The sequence below is a fragment of the Pseudomonas sp. B37(2017) genome, assembly GCF_002112885.1.
GTDB classification, from domain to species: Bacteria; Pseudomonadota; Gammaproteobacteria; order Pseudomonadales; family Pseudomonadaceae; genus Aquipseudomonas; species Aquipseudomonas paraglycinae.
In genome coordinates this window covers 52796-79452 of sequence record NZ_NEIX01000001.1, presented here as the reverse complement: position 1 = coordinate 79452, position 26657 = coordinate 52796, and the positions used below count along the sequence as shown (strand labels likewise).

At 59.5% G+C, this 26657-nt stretch carries 29 protein-coding genes; 16 read left to right on the top strand and 13 right to left on the bottom strand.

Annotated features, from left to right (window positions below):
• The first annotated feature begins 11 nt into the window (after positions 1 to 11).
• The 3 genes from CAF90_RS00465 to CAF90_RS00455 are packed head-to-tail and all read left to right on the top strand — an operon-like array spanning position 12 to position 1824.
• Positions 12 to 1235: a colicin E3/pyocin S6 family cytotoxin gene (locus CAF90_RS00465; protein ID WP_085602669.1), complete on the top strand. Its 1224-nt coding sequence runs from the start codon at positions 12 to 14 to the stop codon at positions 1233 to 1235.
• Between the two features lie 15 nt (positions 1236 to 1250).
• Positions 1251 to 1490 (top strand): pyocin S6 family toxin immunity protein, encoded by a 240-nt coding sequence (locus CAF90_RS00460; protein WP_085602667.1) that lies wholly within the window; start codon positions 1251 to 1253, stop codon positions 1488 to 1490.
• A gap of 43 nt (positions 1491 to 1533) precedes the next feature.
• Positions 1534 to 1824 carry a hypothetical protein gene (locus tag CAF90_RS00455; protein WP_256578410.1) on the top strand — a complete coding sequence of 97 codons (291 nt, stop codon included), beginning with the start codon at positions 1534 to 1536 and terminating at the stop codon, positions 1822 to 1824.
• A 72-nt stretch (positions 1825 to 1896) separates the two neighbouring features.
• On the opposite strand, the gene CAF90_RS00450 is transcribed toward CAF90_RS00455, so the two are convergent.
• Positions 1897 to 2235, bottom strand: a complete 339-nt coding sequence (locus CAF90_RS00450) for an FKBP-type peptidyl-prolyl cis-trans isomerase (RefSeq protein ID WP_007952931.1) — start codon at positions 2233 to 2235, stop codon at positions 1897 to 1899.
• A gap of 160 nt (positions 2236 to 2395) precedes the next feature.
• Between CAF90_RS00450 and CAF90_RS00445 the strand changes: the two genes are divergently transcribed.
• Entirely contained in the window at positions 2396 to 3472 is a 1077-nt protein-coding gene (locus tag CAF90_RS00445) for a sensor domain-containing diguanylate cyclase (protein ID WP_085602665.1), read from the top strand.
• Between the two features lie 8 nt (positions 3473 to 3480).
• On the opposite strand, the gene CAF90_RS00440 is transcribed toward CAF90_RS00445, so the two are convergent.
• The gene (locus CAF90_RS00440) at positions 3481 to 3789 is read right to left on the bottom strand and encodes an RcnB family protein (protein WP_007952935.1); all 309 of its coding nucleotides are present in this window, start codon (positions 3787 to 3789) and stop codon (positions 3481 to 3483) included.
• A gap of 204 nt (positions 3790 to 3993) precedes the next feature.
• Here CAF90_RS00440 and CAF90_RS00435 point away from each other — a divergent pair, with 204 nt between their 5' ends.
• The 5 genes from CAF90_RS00435 to CAF90_RS00415 all read left to right on the top strand — a co-directional run bounded on the left by CAF90_RS00435 (position 3994) and on the right by CAF90_RS00415 (position 8968).
• On the top strand, positions 3994 to 4590 hold the full coding sequence (locus tag CAF90_RS00435) for a LemA family protein (RefSeq protein WP_039767265.1): 597 nt from the start codon (positions 3994 to 3996) through the stop codon (positions 4588 to 4590).
• Positions 4591 to 4614: 24 nt separating this feature from the next.
• Positions 4615 to 5661 carry a M48 family metallopeptidase gene (locus CAF90_RS00430; RefSeq protein ID WP_085602663.1) on the top strand — a complete coding sequence of 349 codons (1047 nt, stop codon included), beginning with the start codon at positions 4615 to 4617 and terminating at the stop codon, positions 5659 to 5661.
• A complete protein-coding gene (locus CAF90_RS00425; RefSeq protein ID WP_256578409.1) occupies positions 5591 to 6751 on the top strand; it encodes a M48 family metallopeptidase in 1161 nt (386 codons plus the stop codon). The genes CAF90_RS00430 and CAF90_RS00425 overlap by 71 nt, the downstream gene beginning before the upstream one ends.
• A gap of 143 nt (positions 6752 to 6894) precedes the next feature.
• Positions 6895 to 8187: an MFS transporter gene (locus CAF90_RS00420; RefSeq protein WP_085602659.1), complete on the top strand. Its 1293-nt coding sequence runs from the start codon at positions 6895 to 6897 to the stop codon at positions 8185 to 8187.
• Positions 8188 to 8197: 10 nt separating this feature from the next.
• Complete coding sequence (locus tag CAF90_RS00415) at positions 8198 to 8968, top strand: substrate-binding domain-containing protein (protein WP_085602657.1); 771 nt, start codon at positions 8198 to 8200, stop codon at positions 8966 to 8968.
• On the opposite strand, the gene CAF90_RS00410 is transcribed toward CAF90_RS00415, so the two are convergent.
• Entirely contained in the window at positions 8958 to 9872 is a 915-nt protein-coding gene (locus CAF90_RS00410) for a LysR family transcriptional regulator (protein ID WP_039767273.1), read from the bottom strand. The two genes, CAF90_RS00415 and CAF90_RS00410, sit on opposite strands and share 11 nt — an antisense overlap.
• A gap of 164 nt (positions 9873 to 10036) precedes the next feature.
• On the opposite strand from CAF90_RS00410, the gene CAF90_RS00405 reads away from it, so the two are divergent.
• Positions 10037 to 11845, top strand: coding sequence for a monovalent cation:proton antiporter-2 (CPA2) family protein (locus tag CAF90_RS00405; RefSeq protein ID WP_085602655.1), 1809 nt, complete (start codon positions 10037 to 10039; stop codon positions 11843 to 11845).
• A 157-nt stretch (positions 11846 to 12002) separates the two neighbouring features.
• Here CAF90_RS00405 and hcnC read toward each other — a convergent pair whose 3' ends face one another.
• From hcnC to CAF90_RS00385, 4 genes are all read right to left on the bottom strand, one after another.
• Positions 12003 to 13262 carry a cyanide-forming glycine dehydrogenase subunit HcnC gene (gene hcnC, locus CAF90_RS00400; protein ID WP_085602653.1) on the bottom strand — a complete coding sequence of 420 codons (1260 nt, stop codon included), beginning with the start codon at positions 13260 to 13262 and terminating at the stop codon, positions 12003 to 12005.
• Positions 13255 to 14664, bottom strand: a complete 1410-nt coding sequence (gene hcnB, locus CAF90_RS00395) for a cyanide-forming glycine dehydrogenase subunit HcnB (protein ID WP_085602652.1) — start codon at positions 14662 to 14664, stop codon at positions 13255 to 13257. Before hcnB ends, hcnC begins: the two co-directional genes overlap by 8 nt.
• Positions 14661 to 14975 (bottom strand): cyanide-forming glycine dehydrogenase subunit HcnA, encoded by a 315-nt coding sequence (hcnA, locus tag CAF90_RS00390; protein ID WP_085605085.1) that lies wholly within the window; start codon positions 14973 to 14975, stop codon positions 14661 to 14663. Before hcnA ends, hcnB begins: the two co-directional genes overlap by 4 nt.
• A 245-nt stretch (positions 14976 to 15220) precedes the next feature.
• Positions 15221 to 15760 (bottom strand): hypothetical protein, encoded by a 540-nt coding sequence (locus CAF90_RS00385; protein WP_085602650.1) that lies wholly within the window; start codon positions 15758 to 15760, stop codon positions 15221 to 15223.
• Positions 15761 to 16070: 310 nt separating this feature from the next.
• On the opposite strand from CAF90_RS00385, the gene uppS reads away from it, so the two are divergent.
• Together uppS and CAF90_RS29055 are read left to right on the top strand one after the other, a co-directional pair.
• Positions 16071 to 16823, top strand: a complete 753-nt coding sequence (uppS, locus tag CAF90_RS00380) for a polyprenyl diphosphate synthase (protein ID WP_170929399.1) — start codon at positions 16071 to 16073, stop codon at positions 16821 to 16823.
• 48 nt (positions 16824 to 16871) lie between these two features.
• The gene (locus CAF90_RS29055) at positions 16872 to 17894 is read left to right on the top strand and encodes a hypothetical protein (protein WP_139834497.1); all 1023 of its coding nucleotides are present in this window, start codon (positions 16872 to 16874) and stop codon (positions 17892 to 17894) included.
• A 165-nt stretch (positions 17895 to 18059) separates the two neighbouring features.
• On the opposite strand, the gene CAF90_RS00375 is transcribed toward CAF90_RS29055, so the two are convergent.
• Both CAF90_RS00375 and CAF90_RS00370 read right to left on the bottom strand, forming a co-directional pair.
• Positions 18060 to 18998, bottom strand: a complete 939-nt coding sequence (locus CAF90_RS00375; protein ID WP_085602646.1) for a hypothetical protein — start codon at positions 18996 to 18998, stop codon at positions 18060 to 18062.
• A 193-nt stretch (positions 18999 to 19191) separates the two neighbouring features.
• Positions 19192 to 19500: a hypothetical protein gene (locus CAF90_RS00370; RefSeq protein ID WP_085605082.1), complete on the bottom strand. Its 309-nt coding sequence runs from the start codon at positions 19498 to 19500 to the stop codon at positions 19192 to 19194.
• Between the two features lie 190 nt (positions 19501 to 19690).
• Here CAF90_RS00370 and CAF90_RS00365 point away from each other — a divergent pair, with 190 nt between their 5' ends.
• Both CAF90_RS00365 and CAF90_RS00360 read left to right on the top strand, forming a co-directional pair.
• On the top strand, positions 19691 to 20374 hold the full coding sequence (locus tag CAF90_RS00365) for a response regulator transcription factor (protein WP_007952956.1): 684 nt from the start codon (positions 19691 to 19693) through the stop codon (positions 20372 to 20374).
• Positions 20352 to 21746 carry a HAMP domain-containing sensor histidine kinase gene (locus tag CAF90_RS00360; RefSeq protein ID WP_085602644.1) on the top strand — a complete coding sequence of 465 codons (1395 nt, stop codon included), beginning with the start codon at positions 20352 to 20354 and terminating at the stop codon, positions 21744 to 21746. Before CAF90_RS00365 ends, CAF90_RS00360 begins: the two co-directional genes overlap by 23 nt.
• A gap of 137 nt (positions 21747 to 21883) precedes the next feature.
• Here the strand turns inward: CAF90_RS00360 and CAF90_RS00355 are convergent, their stop codons facing one another.
• The 3 genes from CAF90_RS00355 to CAF90_RS00345 are packed head-to-tail and all read right to left on the bottom strand — an operon-like array spanning position 21884 to position 24136.
• Entirely contained in the window at positions 21884 to 22294 is a 411-nt protein-coding gene (locus CAF90_RS00355) for an SRPBCC family protein (protein WP_085602643.1), read from the bottom strand.
• A gap of 25 nt (positions 22295 to 22319) precedes the next feature.
• Positions 22320 to 23117, bottom strand: coding sequence for an SDR family NAD(P)-dependent oxidoreductase (locus CAF90_RS00350; protein ID WP_085602641.1), 798 nt, complete (start codon positions 23115 to 23117; stop codon positions 22320 to 22322).
• Positions 23114 to 24136 (bottom strand): aldo/keto reductase, encoded by a 1023-nt coding sequence (locus CAF90_RS00345; RefSeq protein WP_085602639.1) that lies wholly within the window; start codon positions 24134 to 24136, stop codon positions 23114 to 23116. Before CAF90_RS00345 ends, CAF90_RS00350 begins: the two co-directional genes overlap by 4 nt.
• A gap of 112 nt (positions 24137 to 24248) precedes the next feature.
• Here CAF90_RS00345 and CAF90_RS00340 point away from each other — a divergent pair, with 112 nt between their 5' ends.
• The gene (locus tag CAF90_RS00340; protein ID WP_085602637.1) at positions 24249 to 25142 is read left to right on the top strand and encodes a LysR substrate-binding domain-containing protein; all 894 of its coding nucleotides are present in this window, start codon (positions 24249 to 24251) and stop codon (positions 25140 to 25142) included.
• A 63-nt stretch (positions 25143 to 25205) separates the two neighbouring features.
• Positions 25206 to 26132 carry a LysR substrate-binding domain-containing protein gene (locus CAF90_RS00335; RefSeq protein ID WP_085602635.1) on the top strand — a complete coding sequence of 309 codons (927 nt, stop codon included), beginning with the start codon at positions 25206 to 25208 and terminating at the stop codon, positions 26130 to 26132.
• On the opposite strand, the gene CAF90_RS00330 is transcribed toward CAF90_RS00335, so the two are convergent.
• Complete coding sequence (locus tag CAF90_RS00330) at positions 26047 to 26646, bottom strand: DinB family protein (protein ID WP_085602633.1); 600 nt, start codon at positions 26644 to 26646, stop codon at positions 26047 to 26049. The two genes, CAF90_RS00335 and CAF90_RS00330, sit on opposite strands and share 86 nt — an antisense overlap.
• Positions 26647 to 26657 lie beyond the last annotated feature (11 nt).

Sequence of the window (26657 nt, the reverse complement as noted above, 5' to 3'; positions counted from 1 at the left end):
CAAGGACGCTCATGGCTCGAAAATCAGATATTCCCCGAATACAAAATCCCCCCTCAGGCGACGGGCACCACATCACTACCCGCTACATGACTGCTACCGAACTGGCAGAGCAGAACGCCAGACAAAAAAAGTACGACGAGATGCAGGCCAGGCAACAAGCCTACGAAGATCGCTTTCTTCGGCAGTCTCAACAACCGAATCAACACAGCCCCCTAGGGTGTGTATTTACCAAGAGCTGCAACCTCCCCGACGGCGTCATCAACCATGAAAGCCCCGCAGGGTTTATCCCGGTCGAACGACTGGCTGACTTTGGAGCATTCACCTTGCTCGGTGGCCGCGAATTAGACGCGGCGGGAAATATCACCCTCAAAAGAATAGGTGGTGCCAAGTTACCGTCTGCTATAGGCACGCTTCTCTTGGGAGGCTCGGCTTCTATTGGCACCAGCACAAGCGCCATATCCAGTGTGGGCGCAATCACGGGCGGTGTTGCCGCAGGTGCTTTGGCGGGCATGGTTGCACTTTTGTGGCCATCCAATCTTGGTGACAGTTCACTCTATACCGAAGAACAGCTCAGATCGCTGAAGGAAGGCCGAACACGTATTCGACTACAGGTAGAGCAACAGCCCGATGGCAGTCTCAAAGGGTACGGGTACAACACTCAAAAGCGCCCTGACTGGGAGATGATTCCGGTTGTGCAGTTCACCGCCCAAGGCTCTCGCCAAGTGGCTGACTTTGGCAATGGCGTCACGTTGACCTGGACGCCTGCCGTCGATTCATCCAGCACCTCGGGTATCCCACCGCTGGAAGGTGCCCCACAAACTCAGACTATCTGGATTTATCCGCCGACTGAGCAAGCAGACAAAATCATCGTCAACCCGATCTATCCGCCGGAGTACGAGGATTTCATCCTTGTGTTTCCGGCTGACTCCGGTGTGCAGCCTCTGTATGTTGTGCTCTCCAGGCCAGCACTGGGCGGTGATATCAAATACCACAGGCCCCCACGCACACTGCCCGCATTCCCGGATGCCCAACCAGTCAAATCAAAAAGCAGCGTTCAGGGTGGAGGAGGCAAGCGAAGCCGCTGGAAGGACCGGAAGGGGCGAATATATGAATGGGATAGCAAGACTGGCGCTATTGAGCTTTACAACAAAAAAGGCAAACACCTTGGTGAATTCAACCACGAAACCGGTGAACAAATAGATCCCGCAGATCCCGAGAGATCTACCCCGAAGTAATACAGGAGGCTTTTAATGTTTTTATGGATAAGTGGCTTTTTGAAAGGTGATGAAGAGGACGACTCTTTGAAGTTTGAACTGACGGTGAAGCCTGAGGCAGAAGCTGCGGTTTTAGCGTTGCTGGGTTGGGAAAGCCTGGAAGAAAGCGAGGCCGGAGAATGGATATTGAATGACGGTCAGGTCCGGCAAATTGCGTCAGTCCTTAATGAACACCTACCAACTGAACTAGATCTTTTTATCGGGGTTCGGGAATAGTTGAGTCTTTTCTATCAAGAACCAACAGAACCACGATGAAGCAGTGAGGATTCTTAAAAGCGGCGTGGAAAGGAATGTTGTCGCTGGATTGATTTCTATTGGCTTGAACGAATCAGACAGAATCTGGGCTCAGCAAACCTGCCTGAAGTATTTCGCCAGCAGCAATGAGTCGCTTGTCGCATCTGCCATTACCGCTTTGGGCCACATTGCTCGAAGGCACGGCAAACTGGACAAAGACATTGCCTTCGCGGCCCTGGAAGAAGCAAAGACAAGATTCCCCTCCCTGGAAGGCGTGATCGCAGACACGCTTGACGACATTGAGGCATTTACCTGATTCATCGGGCCCTTGCATGCAGGACGTTGTGATCAGGAACGCCCCTCATCACAACGTACTCCCCCACGAGCTTCAATCCTCCCGCGTCAAAACCTCCAGCAACTCAATCTCGAACACGAGATTCGAATTCGGCGGAATCTTGCCCATCGTCCGTTCGCCGTAACCCAGATGCGCCGGCACCAGCAGCTTGCGCTTGCCGCCCACCTGCATGCCCATGATCCCTTGATCCCAACCCTTGATGACCCGGCCCGTACCGATCACACACTGAAACGGCTTCCCCCGGCTCCAGGACGAATCGAATTCGGTGCCGTCTTCCAGCCAACCGGTGTATTGGGTGGTGATCAACGCGCCTTTGACGGCGGCTTTTCCGTCACCGGGCTGAAGATCGATTATCTGCAGTTCATCATTCATAACATTCGCTCTATTGTTCCGCTGGCCGCCGTTTTCCCAGAAATGCCGGCCATTGGCAACCGTTTGACCCAAGGTTGCCGCTGTTTCCGGCATTGGCCGTGAATTAAGATAGCGACACGCCATCACTCCCGGATCGATACGCCATGACAGCGACGCTTGAATGACTCAACTCTGGATCAGCTTCGCCATTGTCGTTGTGCTGATGGTCGTGATCGCCGTTCTGATCCGCCGAGTGCGCGAGCTTCGTCAGCAACTCGCCGAGTATCGCGAACTGCTCACACGTGCGGCCGAGGGCCAGAACATCCGGCAGGATGGCGACGCCGACCGCTTCAAGCGCAGCCAGTATTTCGCCCGGATCGGCACCTGGGACTGGGAGGTCGACACCGACCGGCTCTACTGGTCGGACGCGATCTTCGGCATGTTCGGGTTCAAGATCGGCGAAGTGACACCCTCCTACGCACTGTTCTGCTCCTGCGTACACCCCGACGACCGCGCCCGGGTGCGCGCCGGGGAATTGCGTTGCCTGGAGACCGGTGAAAACCACGATGAGGAATACCGCGTGGTCTGGCCCGACGGCACGATTCGCTGGCTGCGGGAAACCGGCAATGTGGTGCGCAACGATCACGACGCGGTGATCAAGATGATGGGCGTGGTGCGCGACATCACCGAAGAAAAGGCCTCGGCCAGCTACCTCCAGCACCTCGCTCATTTCGACCCGTTGACCGGCCTGCCCAATCGATTGGTACTGGAAGAACGGCTATCGGAAGCACTCGAACATGCGCGCATGACCGAGACGCGGGTGGCGCTGGTATTTATCGATCTCAACGGTTTCAAAGCGATCAACGACCGCTACGGTCACGCCGCCGGCGACCGCGTTCTGATCACCACCGCCACGCGCCTGAAACGCATCCTGCGGGTCAGCGACACCGTCGCACGGATCGGCGGCGACGAATTCGTGGTCATCCTGCAAGGCCTCGCCCCCGGCCTGAACCTGCAGGACGAAGCGCGCAGCATCTGCCAGAAAATCTTCATCGAACTGTCCCCGCCAATCCCCATCGGCAACGAACAACGCCACATCGGCACCAGCCTCGGCGTCGCCGTCTTCCCCGACCACGCACCGACCATGGATCGCTTGCTGCACATTGCGGATCTGGCGATGTACGAGGCCAAGCGCAGCGGGAACAATCAGTATCGATTGGGCGGCGGGCAGACGCTCAGTCATGGCCGGGCTGATTGAGCCCGACGCTATTTCTCCACCGGCTGAATCGCCACAATCGTCCCGTTGGTAATCATCACCATCACGTACTTGTCATTGATCTGCACCCACTGCGCCTGCGGCTCCGGTTGCTTGAGGCCTTTCTGTTTCCAGTTGGTCAGGGCTTTTTCGCTGCGCTGATAAATGTCCGGGGCGCGGTCGTTGACTTGCAGTTCGCGGCCGTCGACGGGGGAATGTTCGACGGTAGAGGTCGAGGTTTGCGCCGCTTGAACGAGAGGGCTGATCCCGGCGATGCCGGCGACGAGGGCCAGGCTGGCGATTAGGGTCTTGTTGTTCATCGGTGAACCTCCTGAGATTTGTGATACCTGAACTCCGACTGCGGGGTTCTGGAATCATTCCTTGTTTTTTGATGATGCTGAACCGGAGATTGTAGCCGTGCCCCGAAACGCGATCCGGGCTCGCCCGCCACCGGGTGAATACAGTCAACGGCATCCATTTGCGATAAGATCGCGCGCCCCCACAGAGTGAACAAGGACATCACCGTGAAAATCTATCTCATCGTCAATCTGGTGTTGCTGGCGCTTCTGGGGCTCTACGCTGTCAGTCTTTTCAACAAACTTGTTGCCCGGCGCAACGAGATCAAGAACGCATTTGCCCAGGTCGAAGTGCAGCTTAAACGCCGCTATGACCTGATCCCCAATCTGGTCAGCATCGCCAAGGGTTATCTGGCCCATGAGCGCGAAACCCTTGAAGCGGTGATCGCCGCACGCAATGCCGCCGTGGCCGGACTTGAAGCTGCACAGGCGAAACCGGGCAGCGCTCAGAACATCGCGCAATTGGGGCTGGCGGACAGCGCACTCAGCAGCGCGGTGGGTCGATTGAACCTGACGCTGGAGGCTTATCCGGAACTCAAGGCCTCGCAGAACATGCAACAACTGAGCGAAGAGCTGAGCAGCACCGAAAACAAGGTGAGCTTCGCGCGGCAGGCGTTCAACGACGCGGTGATGGCCTACAACACGCTCAAGCAGAGCTTTCCGGCGGTGCTGCTGGCGGCCAGTTTTGGCCATCGCGAGGATGCGGTTCCGTTGAAGTTTGCCGATACGCTGGCCATCAAGACCGCGCCCAACGTTTCTTTCTGACTTCTTCTCTCCATGGATGGCTCGATGAACTTTTTCGAACGACAAACCCAGGCCCGAAACCAGACGCAACGGCTGGTGTGCATGATGATTCTGGCGATTGTCATGCTGATCGGGATGACCAGCCTGCCCTTCGTCTTCAATGGTTTTGAGGATTACCTGAGCGGGACTGGCACGCTGGCGGACGCGTTTCTGGCAATGGCCGTTATCGCATCGTTCATCAGCAGCATCGTGGTGATTGGCGGTCTGCTGAAATACCGGCAACTGCGCGCGGGCGGCAAAGTCGTCGCGGAGAAACTGGGTGGTCGCCTGCTTAATGGCAATGTGCGAACCCTGGACGAGCAGCGGTTGATGAACGTCGTCGAAGAAATGGCGATTGCCTCCGGCACCTGCATGCCAGCGGTGTATCTGTTGCCCGACGAAAGCATCAATGCCTTCGCGGCCGGATTTACACCGGAGGACGCGGCCATTGGTGTGACCCGTGGCGCAGTGAAACTACTGACCCGAGAAGAACTGCAAGGGGTGATCGCCCACGAATTCAGCCACATTTTCAACGGTGACATGCGCCTCAATACGCAGTTAGTAGCGGTGGTGCACGGCCTGTTGGTGCTGGGGCTGGCTGGCACTTACATAATGGCCAGCCTGCTCAAGCGCGACAAACGCGACGCGCGGTTGATGCTGGTGGTTTTTGCGCTCGGTTTCGCACTGTGCGTGGCCGGATTTATCGGAAATCTCTATGGGAATTTGATCAAGGCGGCTGTCAGTCGCCAGCGTGAATTCCTCGCCGATGCGAGCGCGGTGCAATACACGCGCAATCCGCAAAGCATTGTCGGCGCCCTGAAAAAAATCGGCGCCCATAAACAAGGCTCCATCATCAACTCCCCCCGTGCCGCCGAATTCAGTCATTTGTTCTTCAGCACAGGCGGATCAGGTTGGCTGAGCCGGATGTTTGCGACCCACCCTGATCTGAGCGTGCGGATTCGTCGGATCGATCCGCAGTGGGATGGTAGTTTTACGACGGCTGCCGCAGCGGGCAAACCGGTGCCAGATCAGATGGCGGCAACCGCGGATTGATTCAGCCTCCACGTCCACGGATGGTCAGATGAATTTCTTTGAACAACAGTGCCGGGCCAAACGTCGCTCGGTGCAGCTCGTGATCTTGATGTTTCTCGCCGTACTCGGCTTGATTCTCGTGTCCTTCATGCTCCTGATTCTGCCGATCTCGTACGGCAAAACGCTCGAGGATCTGGCGGAAAACTGGCAGTTTTTCGCGATCATTGCAGCGCTGGTAACGGCTGTTGTGTTGCTCGGCGGGCTGGTCAAATACGTCGAACTGACAGGGGGCGGAAAAGTGGTCGCGCGCCGTTTGGGTGGTCGTCTGATCAACCATGACGCGCGGACTCTGGAAGAGCGCCGCCTGGTCAACGTGGTGGAGGAAATGGCCTTGGCCTCTGGCACCGCCGTTCCTTGCGTGTACCTGTTGCCGGATCAGGGCATCAATGCATTTGCCGCCGGTTTCACCCCTCAGGATGCAGTGATCGGCGTCACTCAAGGTGCGATAAGCCTTTTGTCACGCGATGAACTGCAAGGCGTGATCGCCCACGAATTCAGCCATATCTATAACGGCGACATGCGCCTGAACACTCAACTGGTCGCGGTCGTCCACGGGATCATGGTGATCGGGCTGGCGGGAAACCATCTCTTGCGCGGTCTTGAGGACACGCCACACTCATCTGCCAATCGTAAGCAGCCGACCATTCTGGTCAGCATGTTTGGCACCGCGCTGTGCATTGTCGGATTCTCCGGGACGTTCTTCGGCAACCTGATCAAGGCTGCGGTCAGCCGGCAACGCGAATTCCTGGCCGATGCGACCGCCGTGCAATACACCCGCAACCCCGACAGTATCGCCGGGGCACTGAAGAAAATCGGCGGGTACAAAATGGGCTCGACCCTCAAGGCCGCCCGCGCCGCCGAGTTCAGCCACCTGTTTTTCGGCCCTGGCACTACAAGCTCTCATCTGCTCTCGGGTCATCCGGATCTGCGTGAACGCATTCGCAGGATAGACCCTGACTGGGACGGGATTTTTGTGAACATCGCCGCACCTGCGCAAGACTCGATGGTAGCCAGAACCGTGCGGGCAGCGCCGACCAAGGAGCTGCCATAGCACGCCATTGATCCGCTTGACACATCAATCCATGCCAACAATGCAATTAACAAATCGATCCCTGCGCGCCACTATCCGCCCCAATAAGAACCGTGCGCCGCCTCCCCGTCGCGCACGTCATAAAAGCGGTGGAGTATTTTTCGATGACAGCCTCAATCCCACACGGCGGCTCGCGGGCCGGCGCCATTTTCCGGGTGACCTCGGGTAACTTCCTCGAACAGTTCGACTTCTTTCTGTTCGGTTTCTACGCCACGCAGATCGCGGCGGTGTTCTTTCCGGCGAGCAGTGAGTTCGCGTCCCTGATGATGACCTTTGCGGTGTTCGGCGCAGGCTTTTTGATGCGTCCGCTGGGGGCTATCGTGCTCGGCGCTTACATCGATGACGTCGGTCGGCGCAAAGGTTTGATCGTCACCCTGTCGATCATGGCCAGCGGCACGATCTTGATTGTGCTGGTGCCCGGATACGAAACCATTGGCCTGTTCGCCCCGGCGTTGGTGTTGATCGGGCGGCTGCTGCAAGGCTTCTCCGCCGGTGCCGAACTGGGCGGGGTTTCGGTGTATCTCTCGGAGATCGCCACGCCCGGTCGCAAAGGCTTTTTCACCGCCTGGCAGTCGGCCAGTCAGCAGGTGGCCATCGTCGTCGCAGCAGCGCTCGGTTACGGTTTGAACCAATGGATGGCGCCGGAAGCGGTCGCCGATTGGGGCTGGCGGATTCCGTTTTTCGTCGGCTGCATGATCGTTCCGTTCATCTTCTTTCTGCGGCGCAATCTCGCGGAAACCGAAGAGTTTGCTGCTCGCAAACATCGTCCGAGCATGAAGGAAGTGTTCCGCACCCTCGGTCAGAACTGGGGCGTGGTACTGGGCGGGATGCTGATGGTCGCCCTGACCACCACCGCGTTTTACTTGATCACCGTGTACGCACCGACCTTCGGCAAAACCGTGCTGCACCTGAGCACATCGGATGCGTTGCTGGTGACGCTGCTGGTGGGTGTTTCCAACTTCTTCTGGCTGCCGATTGGCGGCGCATTGTCCGATCGCGTCGGCCGCCGTCCGGTGCTGATCGCCATGGCGTTGCTGGCCCTGGCCACCACGTATCCGGCGCTGTCGTACCTGGTGCAGGCGCCTAGCTTCAGCCACATGCTGCTGTCGCTGTTGTGGCTGTCGTTTATCTACGGCCTGTACAACGGCGCGATGATTCCGGCGCTGACCGAGACCATGCCGGTGGAAGTGCGGGTGGCGGGTTTCTCGCTGGCCTATAGCCTGGCGACGGCGGTGTTCGGCGGCTTCACCCCGGCGATGTCGACCTTCCTGATCCAGTACACCGGCGACAAAGCCGCACCGGGTTACTGGATGAGCATCGGCGCGCTCTGCGCACTGGGCGCGACGCTTTATCTGTATCGCCGGGCCGGCGGTCGTCTGCAACCTGTTACTGCCTGAGAACATCACCATGAAAAAACTGTTTACCGTTACAGCCCTGCTCGCCGGTCTTGCGTTCAACGTTGCGGCCCAGGCCGAAGAACTGCGAGTCATGACCTCCGGAGGCTTCACTGCCGCCTACAAGATCCTCGGGCCGAAATTCGCCGCCGCCACCGGCAACACGCTGGACACCCAACTCGGCCCGTCGATGGGCAAGGCGCCGGAGGCAATCCCCAATCGCCTCGCCCGTGGTGAAAAGGCCGACGTGGTGATCATGGTCGGCTACGCCCTCGATGATCTGATCAAGCAAGGCAAGGTCGATCCGGCGTCGCGGGTGGAACTGGCGGATTCGCGAATTGGCCTGGTGGTGCGCGAAGGCGCGCCGAAACCGGACATCAGCAACGTCGACAACCTTAAGAAAACCCTGCTTGATGCGAAATCGGTAGCCTACTCCGACAGCGCCAGTGGCGTGTACATCGAGCAGCAACTGTTCAAGAAACTCGGCATCGAAGATCAGCTGAAACCCAAGGCGAAGATGATCCCGAAAATCCCGGTGGGCTCGGTGGTCGCCACTGGCGACTATCAACTGGGTTTTCAGCAGGTCAGCGAATTGCTGCCGGTGCCGGGTGTGAGTTTTGTGGCAAAGATTCCTGAATCGGTGCAGTCGGTGACACGATTTGCAGCGGGGATTCCGGTAGGTGCGCAGCACCCGCAGGAAGCCAAGGCGTTGCTCGCATACCTCGCCGCACCCGCCGCCCAGCCTGACGTACAGGCCACCGGGCTGGATTCGGTCAAGCGCTGACCGTCGGCGGCTGGACCTTCATTTCCACCACCAGCCGCTCCAGTTCCAGTGCCGCCGGGGTCAGCGTACGACCCCGGCGTTTGATGATGCCGACGCTGCGCATCACTTGCGGCTCGGTCAGCGGCACCCGCGTCAGAATCGGATGATCCGCCGCCGGCATCGCCATCAGCGGCACCGCCGCCACGCCCAACCCCGCTTCCACCAGACCGATCATGGTCGTCACATGCCGCGTCTCGCAGATGCTCGGGCGCTGCGGCACCACTTTGGCCAAGGCCTGATCCAGCAGAAAACGGTTGCCCGAAGTCTTGTCGAGCGAGATGTAATCCTGCCGGTAGAACTCGTCCCAGGTCACGCTGCTGCGCCCGGCCAACGGATGATCGCGGCGACAGGCAACCACGTAGCTCTCCTGCACCAGCGGCTCGAAATCCACGCCCGCCTCTTGGGTGCCCATGAAACTCAGGCCGAAATCCGCCTCGCCGTTGACCACCGCGCTCAGCACGTCGTGGGCGCTGGAATCGAGGACTTTGACTTTGATTCGCGGGAACTGCTGGTGATAGCGCGCGACCACGCTCGGCATGAAGTAATACGCCGCCGACGGCACGCAGGCGACGGTTACATGGCCCTGCCGATTAGAGGCGACTTCACTGATGCCGAGCAACGCGACGTCCAGATCGTCGAGCAAGCGTTCGACGCTGGGCATGAAACCGCGTCCGGCCTGGGTCAGGCTGACCTTGCGCGTTGTGCGTTCGAACAGCTTCACGCCGAGGGCGTCTTCGAGCTTTTCGATGCGCCGGCTCAGGGCCGGTTGCGACAGGCGCACGGTGTCGGCGGCCTTGCGGAAACTGCCCTGCTCGACCACGGCGCGAAAGGCTTGCAGGTCGTTGAGGTCGAAGTTGATGGCCATGGAGGACTCGGGAGGAATTGATTCGCTGAGGCTATAAATGTAACCAATTGATGCAAATTATTACAGAAGCACATCTGCTCAAGCAGGCTGTGCGGTAGATCTGCAATCATTTCAGCCTTTATTCTTGTCGCCCCCCGCCGTACCGCGTTACTGGAGTTCCGCTCATGCCCCATGAAGGCAATCTGTTGCAAGCCGCCGTCGTCTTTCTCCTGGCCGCCGTGCTCACCGTTCCCCTGGCCAAGCGCCTGCAATTGGGTGCGGTGCTCGGTTATCTGTTTGCCGGGGTGATCATCGGCCCGTCGGTGCTGGGCCTGATCGGCAATCCGCAAAGTGTCAGCCACATTTCGGAACTGGGCGTGGTGTTGTTGCTGTTCATCATCGGTCTCGAGCTGTCGCCGCGACGGTTGTGGGTGATGCGCAAATCGGTGTTTGGCGTGGGTCTGGCGCAGGTGCTGCTGACCGGTTCGGTGATTGGCGTGCTGGCGCTGTCGGTGTTCGGCCAACCGTTGAACAGCGCGATTGTCTTGGGCCTGGGCTTGGCCCTATCGTCCACCGCTTTCGGCCTGCAAAGCCTCGCGGAGCGCAAAGAGCTGACCAGCCCCCACGGTCGCCTGGCGTTTGCGATTCTGCTGTTCCAGGACATCGCCGCGATTCCGCTGATCGCGCTGGTGCCGATGCTCGCGGGCGTCGATCACCACACCAGCACCGCCGACGACGTGCGCCACAGTATGCAGGTGCTCGGCAGCATCGCCGTGGTGGTGATCGGCGGACGTTATCTGTTGCGCCCGGTGTTCCGCGTGGTGGCGAAAACCGGTCTGCCGGAAGTGTCCACCGCCACCGCGTTGCTGGTGGTGATCGGTACCGCGTGGCTGATGGACATGGTGGGCGTGTCGATGGCGCTGGGCGCGTTTCTCGCCGGCCTGCTGCTGGCGGATTCGGAATATCGCCATGAGCTGGAAGCGCAGATCGAACCGTTCAAGGGTTTGCTGCTGGGGCTGTTTTTCATCAGCGTCGGCATGGGCGCCAACCTCAGTCTGCTGCTCAGCGCGCCGATCACGGTGCTGGGCCTGACGCTGTTGTTGATCGCCCTGAAGTTGCCGTTGCTGTTTGTGGTCGGGCGTCTGGCCGGTGGATTGAACAAGGTCAGTGCAATTCGCCTCGGCATCGTGCTGGCGGCGGGCGGTGAATTTGCGTTCGTGGTGTTCAAGATCGGCCGCGATCAGGGCCTGTTCGAACCGCGTCTGTATGACTTGCTGGTGCTGACCATCACCCTGTCGATGGCGGTCACGCCGTTGTTGCTGCTGATCTGCGCACGACTGGTCAGCCCGAAGGTGCAGCCGGTGGAAGTGCCGGAGAAATTCCGCCAGATCGAAACCGAAACCCCACGAGTGGTGATCGCCGGCATGGGCCGGATGGGTCAGATCGTGGCGCGGATCCTGCGGGCGCAGAACATCAAGTTCGTGGCGCTGGACACCTCGGTGGAAACCATTGAACTGTCGCGCAGTTTCGGTGGTGTGCCGGTGTTCTACGGTGACCCGATGCGGCCGGAAATCCTAAGCGCGGCCAAGGTCGGTGAGGCGGAATATTTCGTGATTGCCACGGACGATCCGGAGACCAACATCAAGACCGCCGAGATCGTGCGCAAGCTCTACCCGCACATGAAAATCATAGCCCGGGCGCGTAACCGTCAGCACGTTCATCGGCTGGTGGATGTGGGGGCCGATCCGATCCGGGAGACCTATTACTCAAGTCTGGAAATGAGCCGCCGCACGCTGGTTGGCCTCGGTCTGACCCAGGCCCAGGCCGATGCGCGGATCAAGCGCTTCAAGCACCATGACGAACAGGTGCTGGAAGCTCAACACGCGGTGTACGACGACGCGGCCAAAGTGCTGCAGACCGCGCAGGAAGCGCGGGCGGAACTGGCCCGATTGTTCGAGTCGGATCAACTGGAAGAACAATCGGGCAAGTCCTGAGTTCTTGCTGATCGTTCCCACGTCGAGGCGTCGAACCGTCCGCGTGGGAATGCAGCCCGGGACGCTCCGCGTCCGTTCCGGAGCTGGAACGCGGAGCGTCCCTTGAGGTATTCCCACGCAGAGCGTGGGAACGATCAGGTGGGAAACTCCCACAGGTTCAGGCCATCTCCAGCGCCCGCTCTTCCTGCACGGGCGCCACTTCAAACCGGTCCGCCAGAAACGGCGTGATGTCCAGCGGCAGCGGTTCATCGTTGACCAGTTTGTCCAGCAACACCCCGGTAATCGCCGACGTCAGCACACCAGTGCGGAAATGCCCGCAGGCGTTGAGATAACCCTCCACCCCGGCCATCGGCCCGAGAATCGGCAACTCGTCCGGCGAGCCCGGCCGCAGCCCGGCCCAGGTGCGTTTGAGGTTGATGTCCGCCAGTTCCGGCAAACAACGCACCGCGCCCTGCACCAGCCCGGCGATTTCCGGCCAGGTGGTGGTGACGTCGAAGCCCTTGTCCTCGGTGGTGCTGCCGATCAGGATCTCGCCGTTGTCCTTCTGTGCCATGTAGCAATCGCTGGTGGTCAGGCAACCGTTGAGGATTTTTGGCAGGCGCTCGGTGAGCAGGATCTGGCCTTTCACCGGTTTCACCGGAATCCGGATGCCCGTGGCCCACTCGCTCAAGTCCGCTGCCCACGCCCCTGCCGCGTTGATCAGGGTCTTGCAGTGAAACACCCCGGCTTCGGCCGTCTGTACGCCAGTCACCCGCATACCGTGATGCAGCACGCCGGTGATGTTGGTGTTGACGTACATGTCCACGCCGTTTTGCCGGGCGCCTTCGGCGTAGGCGTCGGCCAGGCGGAACGGGCTGACCTGATGGTCGCAGAGAAATTCCAGCGCGCCGCGCGCTTCATGGCTGACGCTCGGCTCGGACTCGCGCAATGCAGCCTGATCGAGCCAGCGCACCTGATCGGCCAGGTGCGGAATGCAGCCGACGATATGCTCGGCGTACAACCGGTCTTCATCGTCATAAATCACGAATTTGAGCCCGGTCTTTTCGAACTTGAAATCCATCCCGTGGTTGTCGCGCAGCTCGCGGTGCAACGCCGGGTACAGCGCGTTGGACTGCAAGGCAAAATCGAAGAACGACGGCGGAAGGATGTGCGGCGTGCTGGAGTCCACCGCCACCGCCGCGCCCTGAGTTTCGCGCTTGCGATTGGCCGACATCATGCGGAAGAAAATCACCCCGCAACCGAGGCCCACCGACTCGCCAATCGCCCATAGACCACCGGCCGAGGCGCGGGTCGCGTTGCCCGGGCGCTTGGCGTCGATCAGCGCGACCTTGAGGCCTTTGCGCTTGGACAGTTGATAGGCGATGGACGCGCCGATCACACCGCCGCCGGCGATGACCACGTCATAGAACTTACTCATGGGAAACGGCCTCCGTGCCGAGGGACTGGAACGCGGAAAAAGGAATCGGATCAATCGGGAAACGTGGCCGCAGCCAGCCGACATCCTTGCGCCCGGTGGCCTGACGCAAGCGGTCGCTGCAATAGCCGACGCACATCCGTCCCTGACAGTCGCCCATGCTTACGCGGGTGCGCATTTTCAGGCTGGCGATGTCTTGCACGCCCTGCTCCAGCGCGCGGTCGATGTCGGCGCGGGTCGCGTGTTCGCAGCGGCAGATCACCGTGTCGGCAGCCGGCAATGCGGTCTGTCCGACGCCGCGTTCGGTGTAGCGATCCACCGCCGCGCGGAATCGTACGATGGCTTTGAGTTTGCCCAGATAACGGTCGCGACGGACGCGCGCCAGCTCTTCTTCCAGCACACCGCGTTGCAGCAGGATCGAAGTGGCGGCGATCTTGCCGGCCAGCATCGCCGCTTCACCGCCACGAATCCCGCCCATGTCACCGGCCAGATGCACGTGGGGCTCGCTGCTCTGCTGCCAGATATTGGCGTTGGCGCGCAGGTAACCGTCGTCGCTGAAGCCATGATCCAGGCCCATCTGCTGACTCAGTTGCGTGCGCGGAATGAAGCCGTAGCCGACCGCGAGCGTCTTCGCTTCGAAGCGTTCGACGCGGCTCATGTCCGGTTCCCACGTTGCCGAGTACGGCGCCACGCTGACGCTTTTCAGTTCGCCTTCGCCGTGCGCTTCGACCACGCCCCAGCCGTAGTTCATCGGGATGCCGTGCAATTTCAGGTAGGCGAGCATGCTCAAGCCATCGAGGAACAGCTGCGGCTTGTTCAGCAGTGCCAGACTTTCCTTGGCGATCTTGCCAAACGCGCAGGCCTCGTAGACCCCGGCCACACTCACGCCCGACGCATGCAACTGGGTCGCCACCAGCGGCAACAACGGCCCGGTGCCGGCGATCACCACCGGCCCCTGCGGTTTGACCACGCCGCTTTTGATCTGCAATTGCAGGCCGCCAAGCATGATCACGCCGGGCAACGTCCAGCCGGGAAACGGTACGCTGCGTTCGTGGCAACCGGCGGCCAGCAGCAATTGCGGGTATTCGATTTCGTGCAGACGCTCGTCGCCGTCCAGCACTACCAGCGAGCGCGTGCCTTCGGCGCCGACCACGCGGTGGTTGAGGCGCACGTCGATCAGCCCGGATTGCTCCTGAAAATCACCGTGCAGTTTGCCCAACGCCTCGGAATAGCGCGGCCCCAGATAATCCAGCTGCACACCGTCACGCAGCGGCCCGCGATAGACCACGCCACCCAAACGCGAGGCCTCTTCGAGCAAGGTGCAGCGCACCCCGTGCAGGGCCAGTTCGATGGCCGCGGCCATTCCCGCCGGGCCACCGCCGACGATCACCGGATGCAGGCTCATACCACCTCCTGCCCGTGAATACGATTGACCTGGGTTTCGATCAGCATGCCCTCGCGCACCACGGTCTGGCAGGCGCGGCGTTTGTGCCGGCCGTTGATTTTCACCAGGCAGCACTGGCACACGCCCATGCCGCAATAGGCACCGCTGATCTGGTTGTGATCGTTGCGCGCGACCTGGCGCACGCCGAGGGACTGAATGACGCTGAGCACGGTTTCGCCGATGGCGGCGGTGACCGGCTGGCCGTTGATGTGGACAGTCATATCCGCCTGCGTCAAAGGCTGGATATCGAAGGTTCTTTCTAGGCAGTGCATTGCGATGATCATCCGTGAAAAGTTCAGGTGAGGTTGAAACAGCTCCTTGCTGCACTACACCTCGCCGGCTCGTGGGGGTTATCGCTCTCTATCGGGCCGGCAGGTTGGTTCCGCTCACGCAGCAAAGTGCGCGCAAGCAATGTAGTCGATCCAGCGGCAAGGGCCTGGAAATTTCACGGTAGGGGATATTGCGCCGACGAATATTGATCCAGGCCATGGAAATGACTGTGCGGTTCTGCCGCCGATCAGTTGGAGAAGACGAACTGGCCCTTGATCTTTTTCGACCCGATGAAACCAAGGTCGGGGAACAGTTTGGTTTTCAGCCACGCGACAAAAAACACCATCGCCAAGGTCAGGCCTGCACCGATCAGGGTGGATACCGGATCCTCGGAATAGCCTTTGAACAGGCGAGAAATCTGACTGAGCGTGAGGATCACGTAAATGGTGTAAGCCTGAGCGGAATATTTATAGAAGCCCCAGGCAAACAGCAGCGGAATACCGGCGGCGATCAGCGTGAATACCAGGGCAAATCCGACACCGATGTCCAGCCCCATGAAAAAACCGGCGAGCGCGCCGAGCAGTGCCTGAATACAGGTCAGGACGATCAGGATCGTGACCTTGCGCGCATGCTGCCGGCGCAGCTGAGGGTCAATTCGCGAACCGATCCAGTAAGCCAGGACCCGATCCTTGACCGCTCCACCGGAAAACGCCTTGAAGGTTTCGTTTTTCGAGCGTCCTGCATCGAGCATCTCATCCAGCTGGCGTTTGATTTCCTTCTTGTCCAACGTCTTCATCCTTAAATAAAAGACAGAAACGGCCATCCCACTTCTGCCGCGAGATAATCGCCGCTTACCTACCAGAAAGCAAAAACCTCAGATGCACGCGGGATAATTTGTTATCCCCGCGATTCGTATCAGCTGACCAAGACATCACGACATCCATCAAAAAAGGTTCAAATCACGTCTTCTTTAGTCAATAACGATATAAAAGATTGGTATTTCTTACAGTTATGCACTTTTTGAAAAGCCCGCATCCTGAGTGGCGCCTAACCTCCTCGTCCCACCTGGACAAGACAGAAATCAAGGACGATCGATGATGAATACTGCGAGCCAAAAGCCTTCAGAAATTTTGAATCTTTCTCTCAACTCAACCAATCAGCGGCTTCAGCATCTGGCAGTCATTCTCGACGGAAACAGACGCTGGGCACGAGCGAATGGAGTGTCCACGCGAGAGGGTTATCGCAAAGGAGGTGAGGCAGTACACAGGCTGCTTTCATGGTGTGAAGAAAACTCCATTCCCCTGGTTACATTATGGCCTCTCTCTAAAGACAATTTGAAACGTGAACCTTCCGAAGTTGAGGATCTACTGACAACCATCGCCGAAGTGATTGAGCAACTCGTCGACAGCCGCAAATGGCGTTTGACTTTTTTTGGCGAGAAAAGTGTTCTTCCAGAAAAATTGATCAAGATCATCTCTGATGCGGAATCAAGCACCCGAACAATCAGTGGAACTCGCGTCAACATAGGCGTGGCATATAGCGGAAAACTGGAAATCATTCACGCACTTCAAGAAATACTGGCTACACGCATTCATAAAAACTCGCCAAGGACGCCGAACTATAAAATCTCAATCGATGAAATAAAAAATAACTTATACAGCGCAGCAAATCCCGATCCGGATTTGGTAATTAGAACTTCAGGAGAGCAACGTCTTTCCGACTTTATGCTGTGGCAATGCGCATATAGCGAACTGCACTTTTGCTCTGCTTACTGGCCAGACTTCAGCCGTGAGGATTTTGATCTAGCACTGCAAAGTTTCGCAATACGGCAGCGTCGTATTGGTTATTAACTATAAAAATTATCCATCGACAATGATAACTTCAAGGGGCCGCGCGTTATGTTCTCGACAAAAAACCATCTTGATTTCCCTTTCCTGAATTATCCTTTCCCATCCGAAAAACATCCGTCAGCAGAATTAGTCGATACACAAATGATCGAGTGGTTGTCCCTGCACAAATTACTAGAAAATGAAAAACTTGCATTTGCCGTTCACCATGGTCGCTTCGGTGAATTTGCCGCGAGAGAATATCCCAACGCCACAGCTGATGGATTGCAACTCATAACCTATGTATTCGGATGGCTTTTCGTTATCGACGACATCATTGCTGACTGTGGTTTTCTCGGAAAACAACCTGCAGAGCTTTGCCGCGTTAAGCTTTGGCTGCGTGAAATAATGGACGCACCAAGAACATTCGACAGAAAAACTTTCGACTTTTCGATTTACCCATCGGATCAAATAGCGCTTTTGAATACTTTGGGAGACGCAACCGCTGATCTATGGGAGCGTTTAGAAAATTTTTGCTCAGCCACTCAATATATGCGCTGCGCTGAAGCAGCCAGCTACTATTTCCTCGGTCTTATATGGGAGGCCGGGTGGCACCAGGCAAATAAACTCCCAACACCGAACGAATATCTTAGTGGAAGAAAATTTACGACAGCCACACCCCTTGGACTTGCACTTCAAGACGTAGCAATGCAAAGCGAAGTACCTTCTGAAGAATACCAAAGCAAAGAAATTCGCAAACTGATTGCAATAACTACCAGTTTGACGGCGTATTGCAATGACATTTTTTCTTTTCCAAAGGAACGGGACGAGCCTCATACATTATCTCTCAACTACCCTGCCACTCTAATTTTCCACAAAGGACTTGATGCACAGGACGCCATAAACTTCGCAGCTGATAGCCATAACAAACTGATGGCGGAATTTTTACACCTGGAACAAACTTGCAGCCAGCATGCAAGCCTGCAATGTCTTCATTTTCTTAATGCCATGCGCTCAGAGTTGAGAGGGCATTACGATTGGGCACTCAACTCTCCTCGGTATGCCCTCTCAAAGCACTACGCTAACGTTGGTTAGATCGTCCGCCCATGCTCGACGAAAAAGCCGCTTCAACCCGAAGGTGGAAGCGGCCAAGGCATGTGCCTCAAGGAATCAGTGCACGAACAGGGCGATCAGGATGATGATCGGGATTGGAACGCCGAGGAAAAACAGCAGTAGTGAGCGCATGGTGGTTCTCCTTGATTAACGGACTGGCGGCAGCGTGGTCGTGGTGTAGGTTTCGACTTCGACGTACTCGACCGCATCCCGGCGGCGACCGCCGAAGGTGGCCGAAAGGCTGGCGAAGAACGCACCGGCCAGCAGCGCGATGAACATCCACAGCGAGGTCAGGGCAGCGACTTTGGCGGCAGTGTCGGCGGCTTGTTGCGCTTTAACCTTGGCGTCGGCGATTGCCTTCTGGGTGCGGGCGTAGATTTCATCGACCCGACGTTCGGCGTCGGCCTGGGTCAGGTTGGTACGCTGAGCGACCAGTTGCGCTAGGTAGGTGCGGTCTTCGGCGCTGAGCTGACCGTTCGCCAGGCTCTGGGCGAAGATTCGGGTCACGGTGCCACGAGCGGCGTCATCGCTGACGGCGGCGGGACGATCGTCGCGGAACAGGCTGTCGACGAAGTAGCCGTACTGATCGCTGTCAGTGTTGGCCGCTGCAGTGCCGGCTGCTTGTGTCATCGCACTGGCTGCGCCACCGGCAACGCTTGCACCGGCCTGTACACCACCGCTGACGATGCTGCTGACCGAGCCAACCACCAGCGTCGCGGTGACCAGCGTCGCCACACACCAGGCGAGGAAGCCATGAGCGGTGTCGCGGAAATACACCTCGTCACCGTGCATGTTGGCCCATTTCACCCGCAGGCGACCGGCGATGTAGCCACCCAGTCCCGAGGCGATGATTTGTGTGGCGGCCAGCCAGATGATCGTTGAAATGCCCAGGCCCTTGGCGCTGACGCCCTCCCCGGCCCACGGTGAAACAGCGGAAAAGCCCAGACCGAAACCCAACAGCACCAGAATCAGCGACAGTGCCGCTGCAGCGGCAGCCCCTGCGAAGATCGCGCCCCAGGACACCCCTGAGACGTTGCTCGACTCTCCTTCGTAGGCAGGATAAAACCCATCAGAGGATCTATTCATTGTTGTAGTGCTCCAGGCATGAAAAATGGTGTTACAACTCGTCATCAGAGGAATTGCAGTGACCGTGCCAGTCGCCAACATTAAATAAATCGTTTGAATTCAATCAGTTAAAAAGTCTGAACTTCCTAGGACCATGCAAATTGCAACAACGGGTCGATAACAGCGGGTTTTATGCATTGGCACAAAACCCCGGTCATTTGCGTTTGTAGCTTTTCTTGCCACTCGGAGTCAGGCAATACACGCCGCCGCGCGGCCCGGTGCAGAACGAGCCGGTGCCGCAATCACACCCATCGTTGCTTTGCAGAAATTGCTGCGGTCGCGCCTGTTCGCGGCTGCCGAACATGGCAGCGCAGCTCTTTTTCGAGCCGCTGATGGAGCCGTCATTGCACAGGAACAGATCGCCGTCGCAGCGAGCGATGCCGCCCTTCTTCCCGGAACACGGGGTGTTGGCGGCCAGTGCCGAAGCACTCAGCAGCGCCAGCAACATCCCGGCCATCGGCATCCAGCCACCACGAATCAACCGGCTCACGGCATCACTCCTTGAAAAATGTGGCCAGATGATATCAACGTTTCACAAAATAATTCGGCGACGGCGACTAACGACGGCTAAAACATGAAAGTTAATTTAAAGCGCCCGCGCAAAATCTTGGCAAAATGCTGCCATTGCGTTTGAACAGACCAGCAGGCCCACCATGACTCGCATCCTCACCATCGAAGACGACGCCGTGACCGCCCGGGAAATTGTCGCCGAACTGAGCAGCCACGGCCTCGACGTGGACTGGGTCGACAACGGCCGTGAAGGCCTGGACCGCGCTGTCAGCGGCAACTACGACCTGATTACCCTCGACCGCATGCTGCCGGAGCTTGATGGCCTGGCCATCGTCACCACCCTGCGCACCATGGGCGTGGCGACGCCGATCCTGATGATCAGCGCCCTCTCCGATGTCGACGAGCGTGTGCGCGGCTTGCGCGCCGGCGGCGATGATTACCTGACCAAACCGTTCGCGACCGATGAAATGGCTGCCCGGGTCGAAGTATTGCTGCGTCGCCAGAACAGCAACGGCGCCCAGCCGACCACGTTGCAGGTGGCGGATCTGCAACTCGACCTGATCAGCCACGAAGCCCGCCGCGCCGAGCAGGTGCTGACGCTGTTGCCGACCGAGTACAAGTTGCTTGAATTCCTGATGCGCAACAGCGGCCAGATCCTGTCGCGGATGATGATTTTCGAAGAGGTCTGGGGCTATCACTTCGACCCCGGCACCAACCTGATCGACGTGCACATCGGCCGCCTGCGCAAGAAGATCGACCCGCCGGGCAATGTCCCGCTGATCCGCACGGTGCGAGGCTCGGGTTATGTCATTGCCGAACCCGTCTGACGGTTGGCGCTCTTCCAGCAGCCGTTTGCTGGCGCTGTACAGTTCGTTGTTCGTGGCCTGGAGTGCGATCCTCATGGGGGTCATGTACTTCGAGGTGTCCGGTTATCTCGACAATTTGGCCAAACACTCGCTGATGCAACGTCAGCATCTGTTTTCGCACTTTCGCGGCGATCAGCTGGAAGACGCGCTCGCCGCCAGCATGACCTTCGACATTCGCGGCATCGACGCCTACGGCCTGTTTGACGCCCAGCACCGCTACCTCGGTGGCGCGTTGCAGAAAATCCCCGAGGGCCTGCCGCTGGACGGCAAGATCCACATGCTCAGCGAATGCGCCGACTCCGACGACCCGACCCTGCCCACCGACAGCTGCGACGCGGTAGCCACCCCGACCCGCGACGGCCGCTGGCTGGTGCTGTTGCGCGACAACGGTTCGCTGTTCGCGGTGACGAAGATCATTCTGCATGCCTTGCTCTGGGGCGTTTCGCTGACGATTGTGCCGGGAATCATCGGCTGGCATTTGCTGCGTCGTCGGCCGCTGCGGCGAATCCGGGCGATCCAGGCCAGCGCCCAGTCGATTGTCGCTGGCGACCTGACGCACCGTTTGCCGCTGTCCAATCGCCGCGATGAACTGGACATGCTCGCCGCCATCGTCAACGCCATGCTTGATCGCATCGAGCGCCTGATGAATGAAGTCAAAGGCGTGTGCGACAACATCGCCCATGACCTCCGCACCCCGCTGACCCGTTTGCGCGCGCAGTTGTATCGCATGCAACAGCAGGCTGGCGAAGGCTCGCCGGAAGCGGCGCAACTGGATCTGGTGCTGGCCGAGGCCGATACGCTGATGGCGCGGTTTCGCGGGTTGCTGAGGATTTCCGAACTGGAGGATCGTCAGCGGCGTTCGGGGTTTGTCGAGCTCGATCCGGTGTTGTTGCTGCAGGAACTGCACGAGTTCTATCTGCCGCTGGCTGAAGACGACGAGCTGCGTTTCGAGCTGAACATGCCGGAAACCCTACCCATGCTGAACGGTGATCGGGCGTTGCTGTTTGAAGCGCTGGCGAACCTGTTGAGCAACTCGATCAAGTTCACCCCGGCCGGTGGCACGGTGGTGTTGCGCGGGGTCAATGATGCGGGACATACGCGGATCGAAGTGCACGATTCCGGGCCGGGCATTCCCGAGTCGGAACGGGAGGCGGTGTTCCAGCGCTTCTATCGCGCCGAGGGCGGGCAACTGCAGAATGGCTTTGGCCTGGGACTGTCGATCGTCGCGGCGATCGTCAACCTGCACGGGTTCAGTCTTGAGGTGGGACGCAGCGATCTGGGCGGGGCGAAGCTGGTGCTGGATTGTCGGCAGAGCCTGATTTCACAATCTTGAGATAGATCGTTCCCACGCTCTGCGTGGGAATGCCTCAAGGGACGCTCCGCGTTCCAGCTCTGGAAGGGACGCGGAGCGTCCAGGGCTGCATTCCCACGCGGACGGTTCGACGCCTCGACGTGGGAACGATCATCAACTTAAGCGGGGTAGTTAGCGCGCAGCGCTTCGAGGCCACCCTGATAGATCCCGCTGAACAGCGCCACCACTTCCTCATCGCTCACGCCCTTGGCCGTGAAGCGTCCCGACCACGTCACCTTCGCGCCCTGCCCCTGGGCTTCCACACGAATCGTCGCCAGATAATCGGTGGCCGGAAACGGTGCCTGCAGAATCAAATAGCTGTAGGTTTTGCCCGCGTTATCGAACGTTTCCAGACGCTCGACCACCACTGCACCGTCAGCGGTTTGCAAAGTGCGCACGCGCCCGCCTTCGCTCAGTTCGCTGTTGGGAATGAACGGCAGCCAGTCCGGCAAGGTGTTGAAGCCGCCAATCAATTGCCAGACCTGATCGGCCGAAGCCGGGATGTCGATCGTTGCTGATGCTGTTGCCATAAATAAAAAGTCTCTCTCGATAAATTCAGATTGTCAGGCTGTCGACTACGCCGCCATCGACCCGCAAAGCGGCGCCGGTGGTGGCCGAAGACAGCGGTGAAGCGATGTAGGTAACCAGGTGCGCGACTTCTTCGACATCCGCGACGCGCTGGATGATCGAACTCGGACGGGCCCGGCGCACAAAGGCGTCGGCTTCGTCACGCAGGCTGCGGCCAGACTCGGCGGCGGCATCCTTGAGCATTTCCTCGACACCGTCGGTGAAGGTCGGCCCCGGCAGGATCGCGTTGACCGTAACCCCGGTGCCCGCCAGGCGTTTGGCCAGGCCATGGGACACCGCGAGATTGGCGCTTTTGGTCACGCCGTAGTTGATCATGTCCGCCGGGGTGGCCACGCCGGATTCCGAAGACAGGAAGATCACCCGGCCCCAGCCCTGATCGACCATCGCCGGCACGTAATGCCGCGACAGGCGCACGCCGGAGATCACGTTGATTTCATAGAAGCGCGTCCACTCATCGTCCGGCGCGTCGAAGAAGTCCACGGCGTTGTAGATGCCGAGGTTGTTCACCAGGATGTCGGCTTTCGGTTCGGCGGCGAACAGTTTCTGCGCGCCTTCGGCCGTGCCCAGATCCGCCGTCAGACCGCGCAGTTGCGCGCCCGGCACCTTGTCTCGAATGCTTGCCAGCGCCTGTTCGACCTTGGCCGAATCGCGACCGATCACCACCACCGTGGCGCCCGCTTCGGCCAGCGACTGGCTGATGCCCAAACCGATGCCCGCCGTGCTGCCGCTGACAATCGCCAGTTTTCCGCTCAGATCGATCTTCATGCTTTCACCTCGTCGATGGGTAATGGTGCACGTTCGGACACCAGTTTCGCTTCACGCATGGCCTGCCAGAAACCGGCCGGAATGACCGCCGACAGCGCCGCCACATCTTCAGCGATCCGCCCCGGTTTGCTCGCGCCGGGAATCACTGCCGCCACGGCCGGATTGGCCAGCGAGAATTGTAGTGCAGCCGCTTTGACATCGACGCCGTGGGCCGCGGCGATGCGTTTGATCTGCTCAACCTTGGCAACGATTTCAGGACTGGCCTTCTGGTATTCGAAGTGCGCACCGCCGGCCAGGATCCCCGAGCTGTAGGGGCCGCCGACCACAATTTCAACGTTCTGCGCCCGCGCCGAATCCATCAAGCGCTGCAGGGCACGGTCGTGGTCGAGCAAGGTGTAGCGGCCGGCCAGCAGGAAGCCGTCAGGCTGCGCCTCGGTCAGGTCCAGCGTCAACTCGCACGGCTCGACCTTGTTCACGCCCAGGCCCCAGCCCTTGATCACGCCTTCTTCGCGCAGGCGGGTCAGGACTTTGAAGGCGCCGGTGCGGGCCTGATTGAAGTACTCCAGCCATTGATCACCGTAGAAATCCTGAGCGATGTCATGGACCCAGACGATGTCGAGGCGATCGGTTTTCAGACGCTTGAGGCTGTCTTCGATCGAACGCAAGGTGGCGTCGGCGCTGTAGTCGTTGACGATCTTGTTCGGGCGACCGTGTTCGAACACTCCGCTTTTCTCGCCCATATCCCGGGCGGCGGCGTCTTCGACTTCATCGAGAATCACCCGGCCAACCTTGGTGCTGAGCACATAGTCGTCGCGCTTGTAGCGAGACAGTGCTTCGCCGAGGCGGATTTCCGAAAGGCCCGAGCCGTAAAACGGCGCGGTGTCGAAGTAACGCACGCCGGCATCCCAGGCTGCGTGCACGGTGGCTTGCGCTTCCTCTTCAGGAATGGCGCGGAACATGTTGCCCAGTGGCGCGGTGCCGAAGCCGAGTTGGCCGGGGAGTTTGTCTTTCAAGCTCATGATGCTGTCCTCGTAGTTCGTAGTCGGTGTTGACCGTTGAGCAGATCCTAGATTGCGCCACTCAGACCGTCCAAGACATAATCCACAGCACTTGAGTCCCTTAAGGTCTGACATGATCGACATCCGCCAATTGCGCTACTTCGTCGCCGTCGCCGAGGAAGAACACGTCGGCCGCGCCGCCGAGCGCCTGCACATTTCCCAGTCGCCCCTGAGCCGGCAGATCGCCCAGCTCGAAGAACGTCTGGGCCTGACCCTGTTCGAACGCAGCCAGCAGCGCATCCGCCTGACCCGCGACGGCCAGACCTTTCTCGCCGAAACCCGCGCCCTGCTGACCCACGCCAATCGCCTGGAATCCCTCGGCAAACGCCTGGGCCGTGGCGAAGAAGGCGGCCTGTGCATCGGCTACATCGAGAACGCCATGCACGCCGGGGTCTTGCCCAACGCCTTGCGCGTGCTGCGAGTCGATCGGCCCAACGTGCATGTCGCGCTGTACAACTTAAGCTCCGCCGAACAACTGGAAGGCCTGCGTCAGCGTAGCCTCGATATCGCGCTGGTCAGTGAGCCGCCGACGATCGACGACCCCGACCTGCTGGGCTTTCAGGTGCTGGACGACCCGATGCTGCTGGCGCTGCCGGAACATCACCCGCTGAACCAACTGCCATCGCTGACCCCGGCGGATCTGGCCGATCAGGAATGGATCGGCGTGCAGCCTCGCCAAGGCGCTGACGATGAATTCGTCAGCGCCTGCATCCGCGCAGGTTTCACCCCGGATGTACGGATGCAGGCCACCGAGCCGTTTACCGCGTTGGGGCTGGTGGCGTCGGGACTGGGGATCGCGATGATCCAGAAAGGTCTGAGCCATAACGCGCCGCCGGGCGTGGTGCTGCGGGAAGTGCCGTGGCTGGCGTTCACCACGCCGTTGTGGGCAGCGTGGCACCGGATCAACCTGCGGCCGCTGGTGGAAACGTTTCGCAAGGTTTTGACCGGGGTCGATCCCGCCCAGTGACCCGACAGCCCAAGACTTTGCTGCTTTACTGAGAAGACTCAAAAAACCAGCGAGCCTTCCGGCATGAACCGCAATGACCTGCGTCGCGTGGACATGAACCTGTTGGTGATTTTCGAAACCCTGATGTTCGAAAAGAACCTGACCCGCGCCGGGGAAAAACTGTTCCTCGGCCAGCCCGCCGTCAGTGCTTCACTGGCGAAACTGCGCGACCTGTTCGACGACCCGTTGCTGGTGCGCAACGGCCGCGTGCTGGAGCCGACCCAGCGGGCGCTGGCGATCCTCAAGGAATTGCAGCCGGCGATGGACACCATTTCCGGTGCGGTCAGCCGGGCCAAGGATTTCGACCCGCTGAGCAGCCGCGACGTATTTCGCATCGGTCTGTCGGACGACGCCGAGTTCGGCCTGCTGCCGCCGCTGCTCAAGCAATTGCGCGAGGAAGCGCCGGACGTGGTGGTGGTGATTCGCCGGGTGAATTTCCTGCTGATGTCGTCGATGCTGGCGTCCGGGGAGATTTCCGTCGGCGTGAGCTACACCACCGAATTGCCGGCCAATGCCAAACGCAAAAAGCTGCGGGACCTGCGCTGCAAGATCCTGCGCGGCGATGATCGTCCCGGCGCACTGACCCTCGACGAATACTGCGAACGGCCCCATGCGCTGGTGTCGTTTTCCGGGGATCTGGGCGGTGCCATCGACAACGACCTGGCGCGGATCAACCGCGCGCGTCGCGTGGTGCTGGCGGTGCCGCAATTCGCCCCGCTGCGGGCGATTCTGGCCGGCACCGACATGCTCGCCACCGTGCCGGACTTCGCCGCCTGCGCGCTGGTCGAAGGCAGCAGTGTGTTGCGCGCCGACGACCCGCCGTTCGACATCGTGCCGTCGGAGCTGTCGATGGTCTGGAACGGGGTCAACGACAACGATCCGGCGGAACGCTGGTTGCGCTCGCTGATTGCCCATCACATGTCGGCGCCTCTTCCGCCGCAGGCGCACTGACCGGCTTGAACCCCGGATCGACCTCGCGCAGATACACCGGCAGGTCGGTCATCGGCGGCATCTGCGGGATCTCGAAATACATCTGCACAACCCAGCCACGGTGGTAGTTGTTGTGGTTGATCACGTGCATCAGGATCGCCCCGGCGTTCATGGTGCCGCCATCGCCGGAGACGAATTTGAAATCGATCGAGCGGTTCAGCGACGCTTCGGTCTGCTGCGCACTCCAGGTGCGATACCAGCCGTCGACTTCCTGCTGGGCCTGGCGCAACTCGCCGAGGTCGGCGTGCACCAGATCATGGGACGTCGTGAAACCGTGCTCGCGCCCTTCGAGGTGCGCCTGCCAGATCCGGTCGACCACGTAGATGTGGTTCAGCGTACCGATCATGTTCTTGAAAACCGTCTTGCGCTCCCTCGTCGTCTCCCCCGCCGGCAGCGCTTGCAGGCTGTCGAACAGACGCTGATTGGCCCAGGTCTTGTAGTCCGTGAGCAGATGGGCCGTGGCCAGATTGATCATCGCGGGTCACC

What these genes read in the sequence shown, in the direction of transcription:
- CAF90_RS00465 (WP_085602669.1), top strand. Translation starts at nt 12, where the DNA reads ATGGCTCGAAAATCAGATATTCCCCGAATACAAAATCCCCCCTCAGGC.
- CAF90_RS00460 (WP_085602667.1), top strand. Translation starts at nt 1,251, where the DNA reads ATGTTTTTATGGATAAGTGGCTTTTTGAAAGGTGATGAAGAGGACGAC.
- CAF90_RS00450 (WP_007952931.1), bottom strand. Translation starts at nt 2,235, where the DNA reads ATGAATGATGAACTGCAGATAATCGATCTTCAGCCCGGTGACGGAAAA.
- CAF90_RS00445 (WP_085602665.1), top strand. Translation starts at nt 2,396, where the DNA reads ATGACTCAACTCTGGATCAGCTTCGCCATTGTCGTTGTGCTGATGGTC.
- CAF90_RS00440 (WP_007952935.1), bottom strand. Translation starts at nt 3,789, where the DNA reads ATGAACAACAAGACCCTAATCGCCAGCCTGGCCCTCGTCGCCGGCATC.
- CAF90_RS00430 (WP_085602663.1), top strand. Translation starts at nt 4,615, where the DNA reads ATGAACTTTTTCGAACGACAAACCCAGGCCCGAAACCAGACGCAACGG.
- CAF90_RS00425 (WP_256578409.1), top strand. Translation starts at nt 5,591, where the DNA reads ATGGTAGTTTTACGACGGCTGCCGCAGCGGGCAAACCGGTGCCAGATC.
- CAF90_RS00420 (WP_085602659.1), top strand. Translation starts at nt 6,895, where the DNA reads ATGACAGCCTCAATCCCACACGGCGGCTCGCGGGCCGGCGCCATTTTC.
- CAF90_RS00415 (WP_085602657.1), top strand. Translation starts at nt 8,198, where the DNA reads ATGAAAAAACTGTTTACCGTTACAGCCCTGCTCGCCGGTCTTGCGTTC.
- CAF90_RS00410 (WP_039767273.1), bottom strand. Translation starts at nt 9,872, where the DNA reads ATGGCCATCAACTTCGACCTCAACGACCTGCAAGCCTTTCGCGCCGTG.
- CAF90_RS00405 (WP_085602655.1), top strand. Translation starts at nt 10,037, where the DNA reads ATGCCCCATGAAGGCAATCTGTTGCAAGCCGCCGTCGTCTTTCTCCTG.
- hcnC (WP_085602653.1), bottom strand. Translation starts at nt 13,262, where the DNA reads ATGAGTAAGTTCTATGACGTGGTCATCGCCGGCGGCGGTGTGATCGGC.
- hcnB (WP_085602652.1), bottom strand. Translation starts at nt 14,664, where the DNA reads ATGAGCCTGCATCCGGTGATCGTCGGCGGTGGCCCGGCGGGAATGGCC.
- hcnA (WP_085605085.1), bottom strand. Translation starts at nt 14,975, where the DNA reads ATGCACTGCCTAGAAAGAACCTTCGATATCCAGCCTTTGACGCAGGCG.
- uppS (WP_170929399.1), top strand. Translation starts at nt 16,071, where the DNA reads ATGAATACTGCGAGCCAAAAGCCTTCAGAAATTTTGAATCTTTCTCTC.
- CAF90_RS29055 (WP_139834497.1), top strand. Translation starts at nt 16,872, where the DNA reads ATGTTCTCGACAAAAAACCATCTTGATTTCCCTTTCCTGAATTATCCT.
- CAF90_RS00375 (WP_085602646.1), bottom strand. Translation starts at nt 18,998, where the DNA reads ATGAATAGATCCTCTGATGGGTTTTATCCTGCCTACGAAGGAGAGTCG.
- CAF90_RS00370 (WP_085605082.1), bottom strand. Translation starts at nt 19,500, where the DNA reads ATGCCGATGGCCGGGATGTTGCTGGCGCTGCTGAGTGCTTCGGCACTG.
- CAF90_RS00365 (WP_007952956.1), top strand. Translation starts at nt 19,691, where the DNA reads ATGACTCGCATCCTCACCATCGAAGACGACGCCGTGACCGCCCGGGAA.
- CAF90_RS00360 (WP_085602644.1), top strand. Translation starts at nt 20,352, where the DNA reads ATGTCATTGCCGAACCCGTCTGACGGTTGGCGCTCTTCCAGCAGCCGT.
- CAF90_RS00355 (WP_085602643.1), bottom strand. Translation starts at nt 22,294, where the DNA reads ATGGCAACAGCATCAGCAACGATCGACATCCCGGCTTCGGCCGATCAG.
- CAF90_RS00350 (WP_085602641.1), bottom strand. Translation starts at nt 23,117, where the DNA reads ATGAAGATCGATCTGAGCGGAAAACTGGCGATTGTCAGCGGCAGCACG.
- CAF90_RS00345 (WP_085602639.1), bottom strand. Translation starts at nt 24,136, where the DNA reads ATGAGCTTGAAAGACAAACTCCCCGGCCAACTCGGCTTCGGCACCGCG.
- CAF90_RS00340 (WP_085602637.1), top strand. Translation starts at nt 24,249, where the DNA reads ATGATCGACATCCGCCAATTGCGCTACTTCGTCGCCGTCGCCGAGGAA.
- CAF90_RS00335 (WP_085602635.1), top strand. Translation starts at nt 25,206, where the DNA reads ATGAACCGCAATGACCTGCGTCGCGTGGACATGAACCTGTTGGTGATT.
- CAF90_RS00330 (WP_085602633.1), bottom strand. Translation starts at nt 26,646, where the DNA reads ATGATCAATCTGGCCACGGCCCATCTGCTCACGGACTACAAGACCTGG.